The 14,189-nt window shown below is 60.2% G+C and carries 13 protein-coding genes; 3 read left to right on the plus strand and 10 right to left on the minus strand.

Translation table 11 applies throughout. The features are described from left to right. Window positions 1-439 precede the first annotated feature (439 nt). The 6 genes from ACZ6RT_RS36940 to ACZ6RT_RS36965 all read right to left on the minus strand — a co-directional run bounded on the left by ACZ6RT_RS36940 (window position 440) and on the right by ACZ6RT_RS36965 (window position 8,122). Window positions 440-2,224, minus strand: a complete 1,785-nt coding sequence (locus ACZ6RT_RS36940; protein WP_470158712.1) for a hypothetical protein — start codon at window positions 2,222-2,224, stop codon at window positions 440-442. Then, window positions 2,221-2,577, minus strand: coding sequence for a helix-turn-helix domain-containing protein (locus ACZ6RT_RS36945; protein WP_470158714.1), 357 nt, complete (start codon window positions 2,575-2,577; stop codon window positions 2,221-2,223). The genes ACZ6RT_RS36940 and ACZ6RT_RS36945 overlap by 4 nt, the downstream gene beginning before the upstream one ends. Continuing rightward, window positions 2,578-3,690: a tyrosine-type recombinase/integrase gene (locus ACZ6RT_RS36950; protein ID WP_470158715.1), complete on the minus strand. Its 1,113-nt coding sequence runs from the start codon at window positions 3,688-3,690 to the stop codon at window positions 2,578-2,580. Window positions 3,691-4,494: 804 nt separating this feature from the next. Next, window positions 4,495-5,127 carry a DUF4760 domain-containing protein gene (locus ACZ6RT_RS36955; RefSeq protein ID WP_470158717.1) on the minus strand — a complete coding sequence of 211 codons (633 nt, stop codon included), beginning with the start codon at window positions 5,125-5,127 and terminating at the stop codon, window positions 4,495-4,497. A 1,157-nt stretch (window positions 5,128-6,284) separates the two neighbouring features. After that, window positions 6,285-6,851, minus strand: coding sequence for a hypothetical protein (locus ACZ6RT_RS36960; RefSeq protein WP_470158719.1), 567 nt, complete (start codon window positions 6,849-6,851; stop codon window positions 6,285-6,287). Window positions 6,852-7,735: 884 nt separating this feature from the next. Beyond that, window positions 7,736-8,122, minus strand: a complete 387-nt coding sequence (locus ACZ6RT_RS36965; protein ID WP_470158721.1) for a hypothetical protein — start codon at window positions 8,120-8,122, stop codon at window positions 7,736-7,738. Window positions 8,123-8,248: 126 nt separating this feature from the next. On the opposite strand from ACZ6RT_RS36965, the gene ACZ6RT_RS36970 reads away from it, so the two are divergent. Further along, complete coding sequence (locus ACZ6RT_RS36970; RefSeq protein WP_470158723.1) at window positions 8,249-8,881, plus strand: SMI1/KNR4 family protein; 633 nt, start codon at window positions 8,249-8,251, stop codon at window positions 8,879-8,881. A 338-nt stretch (window positions 8,882-9,219) separates the two neighbouring features. On the opposite strand, the gene ACZ6RT_RS36975 is transcribed toward ACZ6RT_RS36970, so the two are convergent. After that, a protein-coding gene (locus tag ACZ6RT_RS36975) for an IS5 family transposase (protein ID WP_470158725.1) occupies window positions 9,220-10,052 on the minus strand; the annotation gives its coding sequence in 2 pieces (ribosomal slippage) (window positions 9,220-9,680 and window positions 9,680-10,052; 834 coding nt in all). A gap of 192 nt (window positions 10,053-10,244) precedes the next feature. On the opposite strand from ACZ6RT_RS36975, the gene ACZ6RT_RS36980 reads away from it, so the two are divergent. Next, on the plus strand, window positions 10,245-11,027 hold the full coding sequence (locus ACZ6RT_RS36980; protein WP_470158727.1) for a hypothetical protein: 783 nt from the start codon (window positions 10,245-10,247) through the stop codon (window positions 11,025-11,027). Window positions 11,028-11,242: 215 nt separating this feature from the next. Further along, window positions 11,243-11,671, plus strand: a complete 429-nt coding sequence (locus ACZ6RT_RS36985) for a hypothetical protein (RefSeq protein ID WP_470158729.1) — start codon at window positions 11,243-11,245, stop codon at window positions 11,669-11,671. A gap of 197 nt (window positions 11,672-11,868) precedes the next feature. Here the strand turns inward: ACZ6RT_RS36985 and ACZ6RT_RS36990 are convergent, their stop codons facing one another. The 3 genes from ACZ6RT_RS36990 to ACZ6RT_RS37000 all read right to left on the minus strand — a co-directional run bounded on the left by ACZ6RT_RS36990 (window position 11,869) and on the right by ACZ6RT_RS37000 (window position 13,897). Next, window positions 11,869-12,489 carry a hypothetical protein gene (locus tag ACZ6RT_RS36990; RefSeq protein ID WP_470158731.1) on the minus strand — a complete coding sequence of 207 codons (621 nt, stop codon included), beginning with the start codon at window positions 12,487-12,489 and terminating at the stop codon, window positions 11,869-11,871. Between the two features lie 124 nt (window positions 12,490-12,613). Continuing rightward, entirely contained in the window at window positions 12,614-13,264 is a 651-nt protein-coding gene (locus ACZ6RT_RS36995; RefSeq protein WP_470158733.1) for an HAD family hydrolase, read from the minus strand. 282 nt (window positions 13,265-13,546) lie between these two features. Continuing rightward, window positions 13,547-13,897 carry a transposase gene (locus tag ACZ6RT_RS37000; RefSeq protein ID WP_470158735.1) on the minus strand — a complete coding sequence of 117 codons (351 nt, stop codon included), beginning with the start codon at window positions 13,895-13,897 and terminating at the stop codon, window positions 13,547-13,549. Window positions 13,898-14,189 lie beyond the last annotated feature (292 nt).

A 14,189-nucleotide genomic window follows, 5' to 3' on the forward strand; every position in this document is an offset into this window, starting at 1 on the left:
GGCTCCTCCAGGTCCATCGCTTCGGATGCCTGGATCACGGTACTCGTCACAGGTGTCTCCTTGATCAGGAGTTACACCGTTGTTTGTACAGTCCCGCTTCCCGGCCGACCAGATGACCCGGCGCGGAGTGCACAAGAGCGTGCAAGCCCTGGAGGCCGATATCCGCACCTGGATCAACGACTGGAACGACGATCCGCGCCCGTTTGTCTGGGAGAAGAGCGCCGGGGAGATCCTCGAGTCCTCAGCCCGATATTGCCGACGAATTTCTGACGCAGGACAGTAGCGAGGACCGCATGGGGCAGGTCATCAAGGACGCGTGGGCGACGGGCCGAAGTACCCTGGACGCGCCCCGAGAACCCCACCGAACGAGATCACCACAGGTCAGGAGCCTGGCAGCTAGTGGCGGAGATGCTTGTTCCAGTGGTGTGAATGCTGCCCGCTAGCGCTGGTCGCTTCTGGGGTTGCCGGGCGGCTCGTAGCGGGCCCACTTGCCCCCGGCGAGGATCGACCAGCGCTCGACGGTCACGGGATGCAGACCGAGGAGCTTGCCGATCACCGCGGGTGGAAGCTCTCGGGCGTAGTGAAGCAAGGCGCTGTTGCGGTCGGCGCGTGGATTGACGCCAAGAGCGCGCAGCCGGGCGGCCAGGACGTTGGCGTGAATGTGGTGCCCGGGGCGGCGACCGGGGAAGAGCCAGTCACTGGTCGGTAGGTGGGCGGCGATTCCCGCCGGCGAGCGGGCCGGGAGCCGGTTGATCAGCTGGCCGAGTGGTTCGGGCAGGTCCACCGACTGATGCCCGAGTGTCAGCCGCACCAGGTTGTCCTTGGTGACATGCAGATGGGCGCGGGTCAGCTGGGTGATGCGGGTGATCGGCTGGGCGTAGAGGAGGATCAAACAGCCTGCCACGCGCTCTTCGATGGGCAGATCGTTGTCGTGGAGAAGACGACGGGCGATCGCCCAACGATGATCTTCAGGAGTGAAGGCGGCAGGCTGAGTGGAGCGCATGGCGGGAAGGACGACGTCCTTGAGCAGGCGCTTGCCGATCGCCCAGGCCAGGAACGGCCGGCTGTCTCGGTTGAGACGCCCTCCTGCCAGCCAGGTGTCGAGGTGGGCTTGGCGGCAGGTGGACAGGTCGACGTCATGGTGGCGCAGGTGGGCGAGAAATCCTGCGGCCGCTCGGACTTCGGCTCGGCTGCGGTAGGCGCCGGCCGGTGACAGGTCGGTGTCGTTGAGGGTGTGCCTGAGCCGGGCCAGGAGATACCAGGTGGTGTAGTCGTGAAGCAGGCGGCGTTCATCGGCGGGGGCCTTGGCCATGACGGCACCGATGTAGGCCTCCAGGCGCGCGAGGTGTTCATCACGAGCAGGCAGGGCGCCGCAGGCGACCAGCAGCGAGCGCAGATGCTCAACTGAGCGGTTGCCGTTCTCGGCGTCCAGCGTCTCGTGGCAGAGGGGTTGTTGACCGTGCGCGATGCGCCTGAGCACTGTCGAGGCGCGGTTGCGTCCGAAGTTGGAGAACATCGCCTGGGGGTTGTCGACGGCGATGATCGCCTCACGCAGCGGGACAAGGGGAGCAAGGACCGTTCCGGCGGGGCCGGTAAGCAGTTCATCGACCCGGGCGCTCAGATGGCAGCGGAAACACAACGCCTGGCCGGCGGCGACGGTGCGTCGCCCCGGGGCGTCATCGCCGCAGACCGAGCAGGTCACCACCGGGGCCTGGTAGCAGGTAGGACACAGGTCGGGAGTGGTTTCGCTGGCGCGCAACGCGATGCGTCGAACCCGGCCGCAAAGGCCGCAGGTCTTGCGAGGATGGGCGTAACAGCTCGCGCACAACGTCTTGTCGCTGCCCGAGCGTCCGCCTGCCTTCACCAACGCGGCGACGACCTGGCCGCATCCGTCGCAGTGTGAGGTCTGGGCGCGAGAGCGGGCATAACAGGTGCCGCACAGAGGCCGGTCGTCGCCCCGCCCGGAGTTGATCTTCCGGATGCGTCCGCAGTCGTCGCAGCGCCGTTTGGGTTGAACAGCGCGATAGCAGCGGCGGCATAACGTCTTGTCGCTGCCCGAGCGCCCGCCCGCCTTCACCGCGGCCGGCTCCAGCACTCCGCATCCATCGCAGGTGAACCTGGGGGCGTGCGCCCGGTAGCAGGCACCGCAGACCGGCTCACCGTCGGTGCGCCGGCCGCTGATGCCGATGGTGCGCCCGCAGTCGGCGCAGGTGCCCACCCTCATGGCTCTTCGGGCAGGATACGAGCCCGCCGAGGCCTGCGTGCCTGGCCCCGCTCTGCGCCGGGAGCCGGCCCGGCCGGTGCGGCCCCTTCGGCTGCGACCTTGCGGACGCGGTTGGAGCTGACCGCTCGCGCTTCGATCAGCTCCGCCGGGCTGCAGGAGAGGATGTCGCAGAGCGCGGCCAGCACCTGCAGATTCAGCCGCTCAGGGGTGCTGGTGACCAGCCGATGCACTTGTGAGGGCGACAACTCGATACCGCGTTCGGCCAGATGAGGGGTCAGCTCGGTGGTGGAGAACATCCCTTGGGCCGCCATCAGTTTGCGCAGGTGCCACTGGTAGCTGATGATCCGTGTCATCTATGCGCCGCCTTCCTCGCCGAGTCCACGATCGAGGATCTCGCGCAGCGAGCGGTTCATGAAGTCGCCGCCCACGCCGGTGTAGAGCGCGGTCGTCGATCCCCAGGCGTGGCCGACCTGCTGCTGGACGAAGAACGGATCGGCGCCGTCCTCGATCAGATGGGTGATGTAGGAGTGGCGCAGGCAGTGCGGATGCAGCTCCGGCCCCAACCCCAGCTCATCACGGTAGGCGGCGAAGCGGCGGGTGATGTCGCCGACCGACAATCGTCCGCCGCGTTCGGTCGGCCACAGCAGTTGACGCTTGCCCACCTCGAAGCAGGGGCGGATGTCTTCGACGTACTCCGCCAAGGCCTCGGCCGACCACTGCCAGATCGTCAGCACGGTGCGCCGCCGAGGCGGCGACCCGTTGACCGCCTTGCCGTAGCGGACGTAACAGGCCCCGTAGGCGCCGAACTCACCAGCTCGGGGGTTTCGGCCGAAATCGGCCAGATCGAGCATGGCGGCCTCCCGGCGGCGTAACCCCCAGCCGTAAACGACCTTGAACAAGGTGGCGTCGCGAAACGCGGTCAGCCAGCCCTTGCGGCCCCGGGCACGGACCTGCACCACCCGCTCATCCAGGTGATCGAAGAACCGCTGCAGCTCAAGACGGGTCAACGGCCGCACCTGTGGGCGGCCCTCGTAAGGCGAGCGGTGGCGTGCGGTGTTCCATTCATGACAGATCTGCACCGGGTGCGTGCCGAAATGCTGCTCGCACTGCTCGGCCCACCCATAGCGCGGATCGATCAGATACTCGCAGAACAATGCCAGCTCACGCTGGTAGTTACGGACCGTCGAGTGCGCCAGCGGTCGCGGCTGTGACAGCAGATGGCTGGTCCAGTCCTCAAGATCAGAAGGCCCCCACTGCCAGGGAAAGGCCCCGGTGAAGGCGACGAACCGCCGCACCAGCTGCAAACGGGCGCCGGCCGTACTCACCGACAGCATCCGGCTGCGCTGCTGGCGCGACCACCCCGTCAGCATGGCCTCCAGCACCGTCTCCGCCGGGTGCAAAGGCACCACGCCATCGGCCAGGACCAGGTGGGCCGCACCCTCGATATCGACCTGTCGACGAGCCATCGACCCCCCTCGCATCCAATGCGAGATAATCGCATCAAACGCGAGACCATGCCCTCAGAACCAAGAAATCAGCAGGCCAGAGCCCTAACGCTGACAACCCCGCATCAGCACGACTCTCCCCCTGAACACCCCACACCACCTGCCAGAACGCCTATGTGTCCGATGCAAATAGCACATCAGATGCAATATGCATCCTTTTCAGAACATCGAGATCTGATCCGCCATCGCGACTGACCTGCGGTGATCTTCTGGAGGGCGGCCTGAGCTGGGCTTTTGGCTTTCGCTGGTTCTCATTGTTTCGCGCTACTTCTCATGCCCATGTGCCCTGGATGTGCCCTGTCCCGTAGATCTGAGTGATCTCCGGTATGTGATGAAGCTATCTGCGAAAGCAGCTTGACCACCTGCCTGAACAGAGATTACACCTTCGGACATCTCGTGTTGGATCGTCACGCGCCTAGGGGGATTCGAAACAGGTCGTGACTGCCGTCATCCGATTCCCGCGACTTGGATTACGGAGATCGTGATCTGGACCATGAAGGCCGATAGACGTATGCGGACGATTATGAAGCGGTCCCGAGAAAGCGATCTCCCAGTGGGAGCACAACCATCTGCTTTCAACGACATGATGTGGCCCGCGACGAAATCACCGAAGGTCAGAACCCATACACATTGGGACGTTGAAATTTAATGCGTCATGGTAGCTGACCTGTGGCGATCAACTAAAAGGCGTTCTGAGTTGGGATTTTGATGTTTACTACCTCTGGTCATTTTCGTAGCAATTCTCGCTGGCTTTGAAAACTTGCACTAAAGATCCAACTTAGATTCCCCGTGAATGGGCATACTCGACCGCTCCCGTTCCACCACAGGGGCAATTTCTGTTTTGTCTACAATGTGTAAATTTCTTGAGGCATCGACAGGCGCATCGACCGAAAATTTCTTAAGTCCCAGTTTGGAGCGAACTTTGGAAGCGGGTCGGACAGTGCATCGATGAGCTAGATCTTCCAAGAAGATCCAGTATTGTTGATTTCCAGATATTTCTCTCTGCTTGTAGATATATGGCTTTAGCGACTCCCAGGTCAACAGTACGGTTACACCTATGCAGGCAACAATTACCCTCTCCTCAACCACACGAAAAGCTACAAGTTTTCCGAAGTCATCAAATAAGCCCCCCACCCTTACAACCCTGTCCCTCACCTCCGCAGGAAGTTTATTAATTCCAACTTCGGGCGAGTTCTCTTCGGCGAGATGATTTAATACATAATTTCGAGCCTCAAGATATTCCGGTTGACGGAGCTCCTTAAGTACGTTTACTACCACGGATACAATATTTCCATCTGTAGCAATTTTCATTTGGCGGCGCGTCAAAAAAATCGACAATATTAAAGCAAAAAATGATATTCCTAGCGCAGCCACATTCATTAACAAAGATGGATTCATAAAAATAATTATGAATTACTTTTTCGTTATTGTCTAGGGTTGCAGTGAAAGATTGAAGCGTTCAGAAAGATAAACTTTTCGCCGCTCGCCACACCCTTCCCTCGCTCGAATCCCTTCAATGCTCGACCTTCGCTACAAAAATAACTCTAGCAAGATAGATAAATATCACCTAAGCGCTACTGTGCACCCTCGCAGGGTTTCATCCTTTCTCGAAAACGGGCAAACGGAGGTCTTTCGCCAGGCGTGAAACGTCAGAGTGCGTGTGTGACGAATACCACGTTCGCGTCCTAGTGACCGTCTGGACTAATCATCGGGAGTTACGTCAAGGTTGCCCTCATTCCTCATCCCTTGGCCTGGTATAGGAATTCGAATAGCACGGGCGTCCAGGGCGGTTGCAGCCAGCACGATACTCTCCCGTGTCACGAGGGTATCGTCGCGAGCGTCATCCTTGTCGATGCCGATGCCGGTAGCGACCATATCCAATGAGCCGTCTGCCAACGTGGCCTTCAACAGCTCGACGCCCACCATTCACTTCCCGACGAGAACACCATCTGATCCGTAGCCAGTTCGAGAACGTCCACCGACGTCCACAGGTGTCAGAAAGCCCTACTCAGACCCGTCTCACACTTGATCGTCTTCTGTGGATGTCCACTCGCGTCCAGGGACGGTGTTAGCACTTCCGTTAGCAAGGTCACGCGCAGCGCGAAGGCTCTGTCGGCCTCTGTCGTTATTCTCCCGCTCCAAATCGTGCTCCTCAGCGAAATCCTTGGCCCATAGCTGGAACGCTTCATCCAGATTGACGAGCGTGTTGTCCAGGTCGAAGAGCGAAAGTCGTCGCACGACAACCCACTCTATGAGGGAACAGGGAAATTGCATCTCGTTAATGGCGCCCTCCGCGATGGGCTCCAGTCGGAGATGACCGCCGACCGTGCCACGGCGGCAATCTACGCTGCTTACCTGCACATAGAGCCTGAGGCGGCCAATGCGTTGCTCAATAACAGGGTTATGTGAAGGCCGCCTAATCGCAGGCATTAGCGAACTCCGCCTCTATCCTCGCAGGAGGTAGGCGGGCGTGATGCACTTATTAATCGAAGTGAAAACTCTCCCTATTCAGGTCTACGCGGCGAATTTCGGCCACTTGTAGCGCCAATCCCCATCTACCCTATTTGACGGATGAGCCGACTCTGCTCCCGCTTTAATGCACGGAATGAAGTAGAGACATATGGCCATAAAGTTGCACTCGGAAATAAAATAATCGAGCTATTATCGTGGCGCATAGTAGAAGGAGATTCTTCCGTTTGCCAGCGAAGTATAGTGGCTTCATACCCTACCACATGGGCGCATAATTGTTCCAGGCAATCCGGCATGCTATCTTCAATAAGAAGATCTGCGCGGTCAACAACAATATTCATCGTACGTCTATTTAAGGGCATGAAAACATGTTCAATCCATAGCCGCCATAATTCCGTTTCCCGATCGCTCGCCTGACGCTGGTCCGTCCAGAAAGTATACCGTGATGAAAGTTCTTTCCATGTGCGCTCAGTGGCCTCCAAGATGGCATACAGTGGGCCGTATAAGTCGCTAAGCTGACAATTGATTCGCTCTAATCTTTCTTTTCGGCGCATCAAGCGCAGATTTATCACATAAGTTATAAAATAACCGCTCAGCGCCAATAGGATAGTAATGGCGACCGTAATTCTAGCGTCTATCTGCATTGCGATCATCCATTCTTCCTCTATTTTGCAAAGCTTGCAATGACCCCGACGGGAAAGATGCGCCAACATGCACAAAAGCGCTGTCTCTTCTGAAGTCTCACAGTGAGATATAAAAATCTGCCTCAAGTGCTACAGTGATCATTCTCGACTTCGAAAGGTCCGATGTTTCTGGAGGATGGTGATGGTCTTCGTAGGTGCACTGAGCTTGCCTGGGCTCCAGCGAAGCTGTAAGGGATCGGGCAGATCTCGAGCTGGCTGTTCGTCTGTTCGCCTAGGTCATAGAGTGGGGCATGTGATCAGTTGGTTCGATTCAAGATTCAACTTCGCTTGCTTTGTGGTTCATCAACACCAGCCTCCGGCTCCTTGCTAGCCTTTTACAGATCCCGAATCAGTTCGGTTCCGAGGTGGGTTCTTCTTGGGGCCCCAGCAAGAAAAATGATGGGATCGTGCCTGTTCTGTGCCGCTGATCAGTTGTGCCCAACTGATCAGCTGACGAAGATTCACCAGCGCCTACTCCACTGGAGTATCCAACAAAGGCCAGCTCGACACAACACTTTGATCATGCATCTCGACTAGAGCTTGGAGAACTATCGGGAAGGATCATTCGGAGCCGAACACCAATAACTGATCCGTAACACGAAAGCTCAGCTGATCGATTAGTAACCTGCACTTTCGTATGGCGAGGTTGAGGGGACTCGAACCTCTGGCCTTGTGATCCGTAGCCAGTTCGAGATCGTCCACCGCAGTCAGAAGCGCCTGCTCAACGACCTCTCCACCTTGATCGGGTTCCGCAGGCGTACACAGACGTCCAGAGATGTTGTCAGCAACAGCGTTAGCAAGATCGACCAGACCTCGGCTGTCCCGAGACGGCTGTTGGTCCTGTCTCCCAGCGGTCACCCGTCCCGCTGAACCGCGGGCACGAAGCCGCCCAGAGCCTTCTTGCCTTCGGCCACGACAGCCCAGTCGTTCACCGCACTGCGCGAGCCGACGGCCAGCACGACCGCACCACCGGCACGGTCCACGGCCTCCAGCCATGCGAAGCGCTCCTCGGCCTGCCCGGGACCGATGATGCCTTCGACGAAGATCCCGGAATCATCGGGGCCGTCGACCACCGAGGCGGTCAGACCGGCGAGGAGTTGCCAGCCCTCACAGGGCAACGGCCTGCCCGCATCGAGCCGGAAAACGGGAAGCCGCTCGATCGGGTCGGCCGAGACGAGAACCAGCATCGGTACGGCGCCGCCGAGGTAGTCGACGTCCTCGCGAGGAATGTAGAGCGGCATTCGGCGAGTATCGCACCACCCTGCCTGCAGGGGGATACTGAGGCACGCCGCCCAAAGCCGAGCGCAGCCACCCGCTCTTCGCCGCCGTTAGCCTCTGCGCGTTGAGACCTTCAGCAGAAAGAAGTCATGCGATCAGACATCGGCCTGGATGAGATGGCCGCTGAACTCTCCTGGCTTGCTGATCTCTCAACCGCTGTTCCTCTGCCGGAATCCGAGGTTGTGGCCTTTGAGGAAGTGATCGGCGCGCCGCTTCCTGACGAGTTCCGGTCGTTCCTGCTGCGATTCGGCCGGGGAGTCTCTCCCGGTCGCTTGCTCGACCTGCATTGGATCGTGGAAGAGACCCAACGGGAGCGTGGGTACTTCCAGGAGGAACCCGAGGTCGCCGCCTACCCGTGGGAGCCCTTCCCGGTGGCTCGGGATGATGTGCGGCAACTGCGGCGCCTCGCAGGCGACGGAGCAGACCCCACCCTGTGGATGGACAAGCCCTCGCCCGGGACCATGTTCCTGTGCAGCCATGGATGCTCGTGGATCAGCATGCTCGCCATGAACGGTGAGTACGCCGGCACCGTCTGGCTCACCGAGATGGGATGGGTGAAGGACATGTACTGGTGGCCGTCGGCCCCCTGGAGAGATGTCGAACCGTCGGGCCGTCTGCATGGAGGCTGGAGCGAACCGGTGCCGTTCCTGGACTGGTACATGCGCTGGACACGGCAGATCGTCAGCCGACATCGACGCTCGCGACAGCCTGACTTGCCCTGATCGCAGAGGCGCTCATTCTTCCTCGCGCAGGCGAACTCCCGCGCCTTTGGTCCACTCCATACCACCTGATCCGTAGGGAAGGACGGCATGCACGTCACAGGTTCGAGTCCTAGTCAGGCGGCAGATGCAGGCCGGTGACGTGTGATCGTGTAAGACGGTGTTGCTGTACAGCACTTTCGTGGACGCAACCCGCAATCGGTGCGCGCACTGAGAGACTCTTCGAGTCTGCCCCGCATGCCTGACCTCCTCTGCAGTCGGATTTGATCCGCGTATTCGCCCTATGGGCTGCCACGTCTCTTGCTGATAAGCCAATCCGGATCGTAGGGCCGTTAGAGCTGCTAACGCAATGAGTTGAGGCGTCGCCAGCAGATGAGTGCGCAGGCAAGCTTGAGAAAGGCCTCGTGGATGTCGGCGCGTACCTCCCAGCGGATGCGCAGGCGGCGGAAGGCATGCAACAGGGCGAACGTCTGTTCCACGGCCCAGCGGTGTTTGCCCAGGCCAGAGCCGTGCCCGGTGCCCCGGCGAGCGATCAGCGGGCGTATCTGCAGCTCACGGACCAGATCGCGGTACTTGTCATGGTCGTAGCCGCGGTCGGCAAGAACGACGTCGGGACGTTGCCGTGGACGGCCACGCTTGCCACGGACCTTCGGGATCGCCTCCAGCAGCGGGCGAAGCTGGGTGACATCGTTGCGGTTGGCGCCGGTCACAAGGACGGCCAGCGGGATGCCGGTGGCATCGGTGATCAGGTGATGCTTGCTGCCGGCCCGCCCTCGATCGACCGGGGACGGGCCGGTCTGCGCCCCCCTTTTAACGCCCTGATCTGCGAAGAATCCACCGCGGCCCGGGAGAAGTCGATCGCATCGGCCGCCCGGAGCCGATCGAGCAGCACCTCGTGCAACCGCTGCCACACCCCGGCCTTGTGCCACTCGGCCAGGCGCCGCCAGCATGTCATGCCCGAGCCGTAACCCAGCTCTTGCGGCAGGTGCTCCCAGGCGATGCCGGTATGCAGCACGAACAACACGCCCTGCAAAGCCAGACGGTCATCGAGCCGTTTACGCCCCGGCCAGCGGGTCCGACGCCGGTGTTTCGGCAACAGCGGCTCGATGACCGCCCACAACTCATCGCTGACCTCCCACGGCTTCAGCCGCGCCACTGCCACCCCTCTCACCATCACTACAGCGAGAGATCAAAGCACAGTCGAACTCATTCTGTTAGGCGCTCTTAGGCGGTCTAGCATCCGAAAAGGTTCGACAACTGTAAGAGTGACCTTCCGACGTGTGGTGTCGCCTTGCCGCTACAGCTCCTGAGAACGCGTGACCAACCAGTCAAAGCGAGACCTAAAGACGAGACGTGAGGACGCCTGATGAACGAAGAGCCTCCGCACAACCACCGCACCGATGCCCTCGATCGCAACTCCGAACTTGCAGCGTATGCCATGACGCAGTGGCCCACCTGGGAGAAGGAAGGTATCGGCCCTGACCAGGAAACCATTATCTCAGCGGCAGCAGTTGGGTTAGTGATCGAAGTCTGGCGTAATTCTCCTCTAGAAGACATGCATGCGGGAGGCGGCAAGAGAGGAAAGGGGCCGGACGATCCCGAAATGTTCGCCGAGAGCACGGCGCTTCATGGACATGCGGTGCACGCATTAACATCTGAGAAAAAGTACGCCTTGTTCTCCTTTGAGGAACATGTACTCGACCGGAACCGCCCGTGGGCGACTAGTGGTCGAACGCTGCAAGAAATGGGCTACGGTTATCTCGGTGCCTTCACCAAGCATGTTAAAGACCGCACCAACGCTCTTTTGGACTTCGATGAGAAGTACGGGCGGCGCGCTCTACTTGCCTACCTGATCATGAAAGCGAAATCACACGGTTCACGCCACATGGGCATGCCGTTATGGCCCACGATCGTCAAGACAGCGTGCGCCATGGCCATCGACCCGAGCCATCCGGCCTGGCGAAACGTGGAGAGTGCTGTGAGTGCCATAGATGCTCGCCCAGCAGAACTTCCGCCAGTGGGCTTCCTTTGCGACACCTTGCTGCGCGCCCCATATGAGCTTCCCCTGCCTGTTCTTGAGTGGCTGTGCCTTTGGAGATCTGGTCCTATGTTTGACGCCGTGGACTATGTCCGGAAAAGCCTTTCCTGAGAAGGTGTCAAGCTTGAGCACTGGAAGCGGCGAGGCCGACTGACCTTCCGCTTTTCAGGCGGACCAATCACCCTGGTCGGGTAGCGGAGACCGTAGTCAGAAGGTGGTGGGCGGTGGTCGAAGTGAGTCCGTGTGTGGGGACGTTGCTGTCAGCGCTGCTGTCACCGCTCCGCCGAAACCTGCGAGATCGTTCCGATCTGTAGGACCATGTCCTCATGTCAGTGACCGAGTTCGCCGGCGTGACCAAGGACAAGGATCGCGGCATCACGTCCCAGGGAGGGCTGTACGAGTTCTGGACCGAGGAAGGGGCCCACGTCTACCTTCACGACACCGACTTCAGGCGCCTGACCTACCAGCCCGGCAAGCCGCCGACGTTGGAGCTGAAGTTCGTCTACGACCCACAGTGGACTCCACCCGAACTGTCGAAGACGCCTGTCGTAGTCTTCCGGTTCGAGGACGTCCGCCTCGTCGAGTGGCACGAGGACCAGGAGGGCCATGACTGCGTGACCGCTTCCCCTGATGCTCCACCGGGGCAGGTCGGGCTGTTCGACTGGGAGGGCACCGACATGTTCACACTGGACACCTTCATACTGCGCCTGGTCTTTCACGCGCCGCGAGCAGCGGTGACCGTACGTGCGAAGTAGAGCGGGGAAGCTCTCACAGCCTACCTGTTCGAATCTCGGACCCCTTCATTACGAGTCAACGGCGCTGCCCAGGTCGGCGGGCTCACGCCCTGGCCAGATGGTAGGTGCGGTTCGGTGAGAGGTGATCACGTAAGACGGTGTTGCTGTACGGCACTGCTGTATGACAGCAGTAGTTCGTGACCACGCGTCATTAACAGCTAACCTGCGGGAATGTCGTGATCATGGTTCTGTTTTGCTGATCTGTTTTTCGTCGTCTGCCGTTTGGTTAGGCCACCTCTCGGTGTCGTGTGCCCTCGTTGCACTCTGTTGCCGTTCGGTTGTGTCTGGTCGATGGTCTTCAAGGACGGTGGCAGAGAAGGTCGTGCAACGAACTGCGAGAGGGCTTGTGTCCCTCCGACGAGTCGCCTGCGGGTCGTGTTAATGAAGTTCAGCCGTGCCTCTTCGATGGACCTGCGCGCTTGTGCCCAGGTGTCCGCCGAGTGGAGCTCTCTTGTCTCGATGCTGTGGCTGGTCGACCAGAAGGTTTCATCGATCGAAAGCGCGGCACGGACGAGGTCTGGGTGACCTACTAACGTCAGAGCCGCTAGCGCCTCGTTCCAGGGGATCCAATCCGGCTTGTCACCGTCTTGCCACAAGGCATTCAGTGCGAACTGCACACGGTTCGATTCCTTCATGATCATCAAGCAGGCGTCGATCTGACGATCGCGGGACCACTGATGATTATGCGCTCGGCGGGTGAGGAGGCTTCCGAGGAAGACGCCAAGCAAGGATGCCAACATTCCCACGAGCGCCGGAAGCACCGGACCTAGCTGCATCATCCATTCAGTGTGATGAGCTAAAGACACTTGGGAAAGACCTTGTCCATGGGCATGGTCGTCCGGTCTGTTGAGAGCATCCCCGTTAACAGGATCAGCGTTCGCAATGTCCGACGGTCTCGTCTGGTTACCGCTCCGCTTGGAGAATCTCCATCGCTTGAAGCACGTCCGTAACAACATGATCCGCGTCGTGCTTGCGGTTCGGCCACGTCCCCCGATCGACCCAGACTGTGCGAAGGCCGGCCGCTCGTCCCCCACCGATATCGGCCACCAGATGGTCACCGACCATCCATCCCCCATCGGCAAGACTCATGCCGCACCGCTGGGCGGCGACCTCAAACAGGCCGACATCCGGCTTGCGGATGCCATCGAGCCCAGACAGGGCATAAGCGTCGACAGCCTCGGCGAGCCCTGTTCGCTGGATCTTGCCGAGCTGGTTGTCCGCGGTGCCGTTGGTGACGATCGCCACCTTCCAGCCCGACGTGCGGAGTCGAGACAGCCCGTCCATCACCTGGGGTCGACAGTGGGCGAGGTAGGGCATGCGTTGGCGGTAGCGGCTCCACAGCTCGTCGACCGACTCGGACAGGGCGAAGTGGTCACGAACCTTAGTGAAGAAGACCTCACGGTGCGGGTAGCCGGCCCGATCTAGAGCGATCAGCCAATCAACCGCTTCGCGACCTAAGTCGTGCCCCTTGGCGAACTCTCCAGCCCACCCCTGGAAAGGCTCGTCGAGGTTGATGAGGGTGTTGTCCAGGTCAAAGAGCGCGAGTCGCTGCACAACGCCACCCTACGAGGATGTTTCGTCTTGAGACACCCGCATTAGGAGAGCGGAGGCTGTACCATCCAGTTAGGCAATCTGACCTGGGAAAACACCCTGGGCCGGTGTTCGTTCTTTCTTGATCATCCCGTGTATGTCCCGCAATCGATCGTCCTCGCGAGATCCTTTAGGGCGTGGCCAAGATGACCGCGCAGCTCCACGTCACCGCCTTGTTCCCCTTACCGCCCATCAATCGGTACAGCGCCTAAGAGCTTGATCTTGCGGAACTGGTTGCCAGGCACCCTATCGTCGGACGATCCACCCCAATTCTCGTAACCGACTTCGCACGCCATCATTGCCCACGCTCCTTGTCGTCTCACGGCGCTGCGGCAAGCAGACTGAGCTTGCTCCGCTCTTCTTGCGCAGCGCTTCCAGCTCCTGCTGCTCGTTGCTGGTCAGCCCGTCGCGCTGTCCGGCATCGACCTCGGCCTGGCGGATCCACTGTCGTACCGCGGTCTCGGTCCGGTCGAAGTCCTTGGCCACCTGCCCGACCGGGCGGTCACCGCGCCGGCATAGCTGGACGATCTTGTCCTTGAACTCCGGCGTGAACGAGCGGCGAGGACGCGGTTTCTTCTTCCCCATGCGCTCCATCATGGACATCCTCCCGAGGACGAGCCCCTGATCTCGGATGTCCATCAAACCGGATCAAGCTCAGTGCTGGTCCAGTCAGTGCTGGATCATCTTTCGGCGCTGGGGGACAACCACGCACCGGTCGGGTGATCGCCAGTCGGCAGTGGTGCCGGACCGGCCAGGCGCGCATGATATTTCGAACACGCTCTGGCCTGCCAGATGGGACTGTACAAACAACGGTGTAACTCCTGATCAAGGAGACACCTGTGACGAGTACCGTGATCCAGGCATCCGAAGCGATGGACCTGGAGGAGCC

The organism is Streptosporangium sp. NPDC050148 (assembly GCF_055586505.1).

Excerpts from the sequence above, each read along its gene's own strand:
- ACZ6RT_RS36940 (WP_470158712.1), bottom strand. The coding sequence starts at position 2,224 with ATGAGGGTGGGCACCTGCGCCGACTGCGGGCGCACCATCGGCATCAGC.
- ACZ6RT_RS36945 (WP_470158714.1), bottom strand. The coding sequence starts at position 2,577 with ATGACACGGATCATCAGCTACCAGTGGCACCTGCGCAAACTGATGGCG.
- ACZ6RT_RS36950 (WP_470158715.1), bottom strand. The coding sequence starts at position 3,690 with ATGGCTCGTCGACAGGTCGATATCGAGGGTGCGGCCCACCTGGTCCTG.
- ACZ6RT_RS36955 (WP_470158717.1), bottom strand. The coding sequence starts at position 5,127 with ATGAATCCATCTTTGTTAATGAATGTGGCTGCGCTAGGAATATCATTT.
- ACZ6RT_RS36960 (WP_470158719.1), bottom strand. The coding sequence starts at position 6,851 with ATGATCGCAATGCAGATAGACGCTAGAATTACGGTCGCCATTACTATC.
- ACZ6RT_RS36965 (WP_470158721.1), bottom strand. The coding sequence starts at position 8,122 with ATGCCGCTCTACATTCCTCGCGAGGACGTCGACTACCTCGGCGGCGCC.
- ACZ6RT_RS36970 (WP_470158723.1), top strand. The coding sequence starts at position 8,249 with ATGCGATCAGACATCGGCCTGGATGAGATGGCCGCTGAACTCTCCTGG.
- ACZ6RT_RS36980 (WP_470158727.1), top strand. The coding sequence starts at position 10,245 with ATGAACGAAGAGCCTCCGCACAACCACCGCACCGATGCCCTCGATCGC.
- ACZ6RT_RS36985 (WP_470158729.1), top strand. The coding sequence starts at position 11,243 with ATGTCAGTGACCGAGTTCGCCGGCGTGACCAAGGACAAGGATCGCGGC.
- ACZ6RT_RS36990 (WP_470158731.1), bottom strand. The coding sequence starts at position 12,489 with ATGATGCAGCTAGGTCCGGTGCTTCCGGCGCTCGTGGGAATGTTGGCA.
- ACZ6RT_RS37000 (WP_470158735.1), bottom strand. The coding sequence starts at position 13,897 with ATGATGGAGCGCATGGGGAAGAAGAAACCGCGTCCTCGCCGCTCGTTC.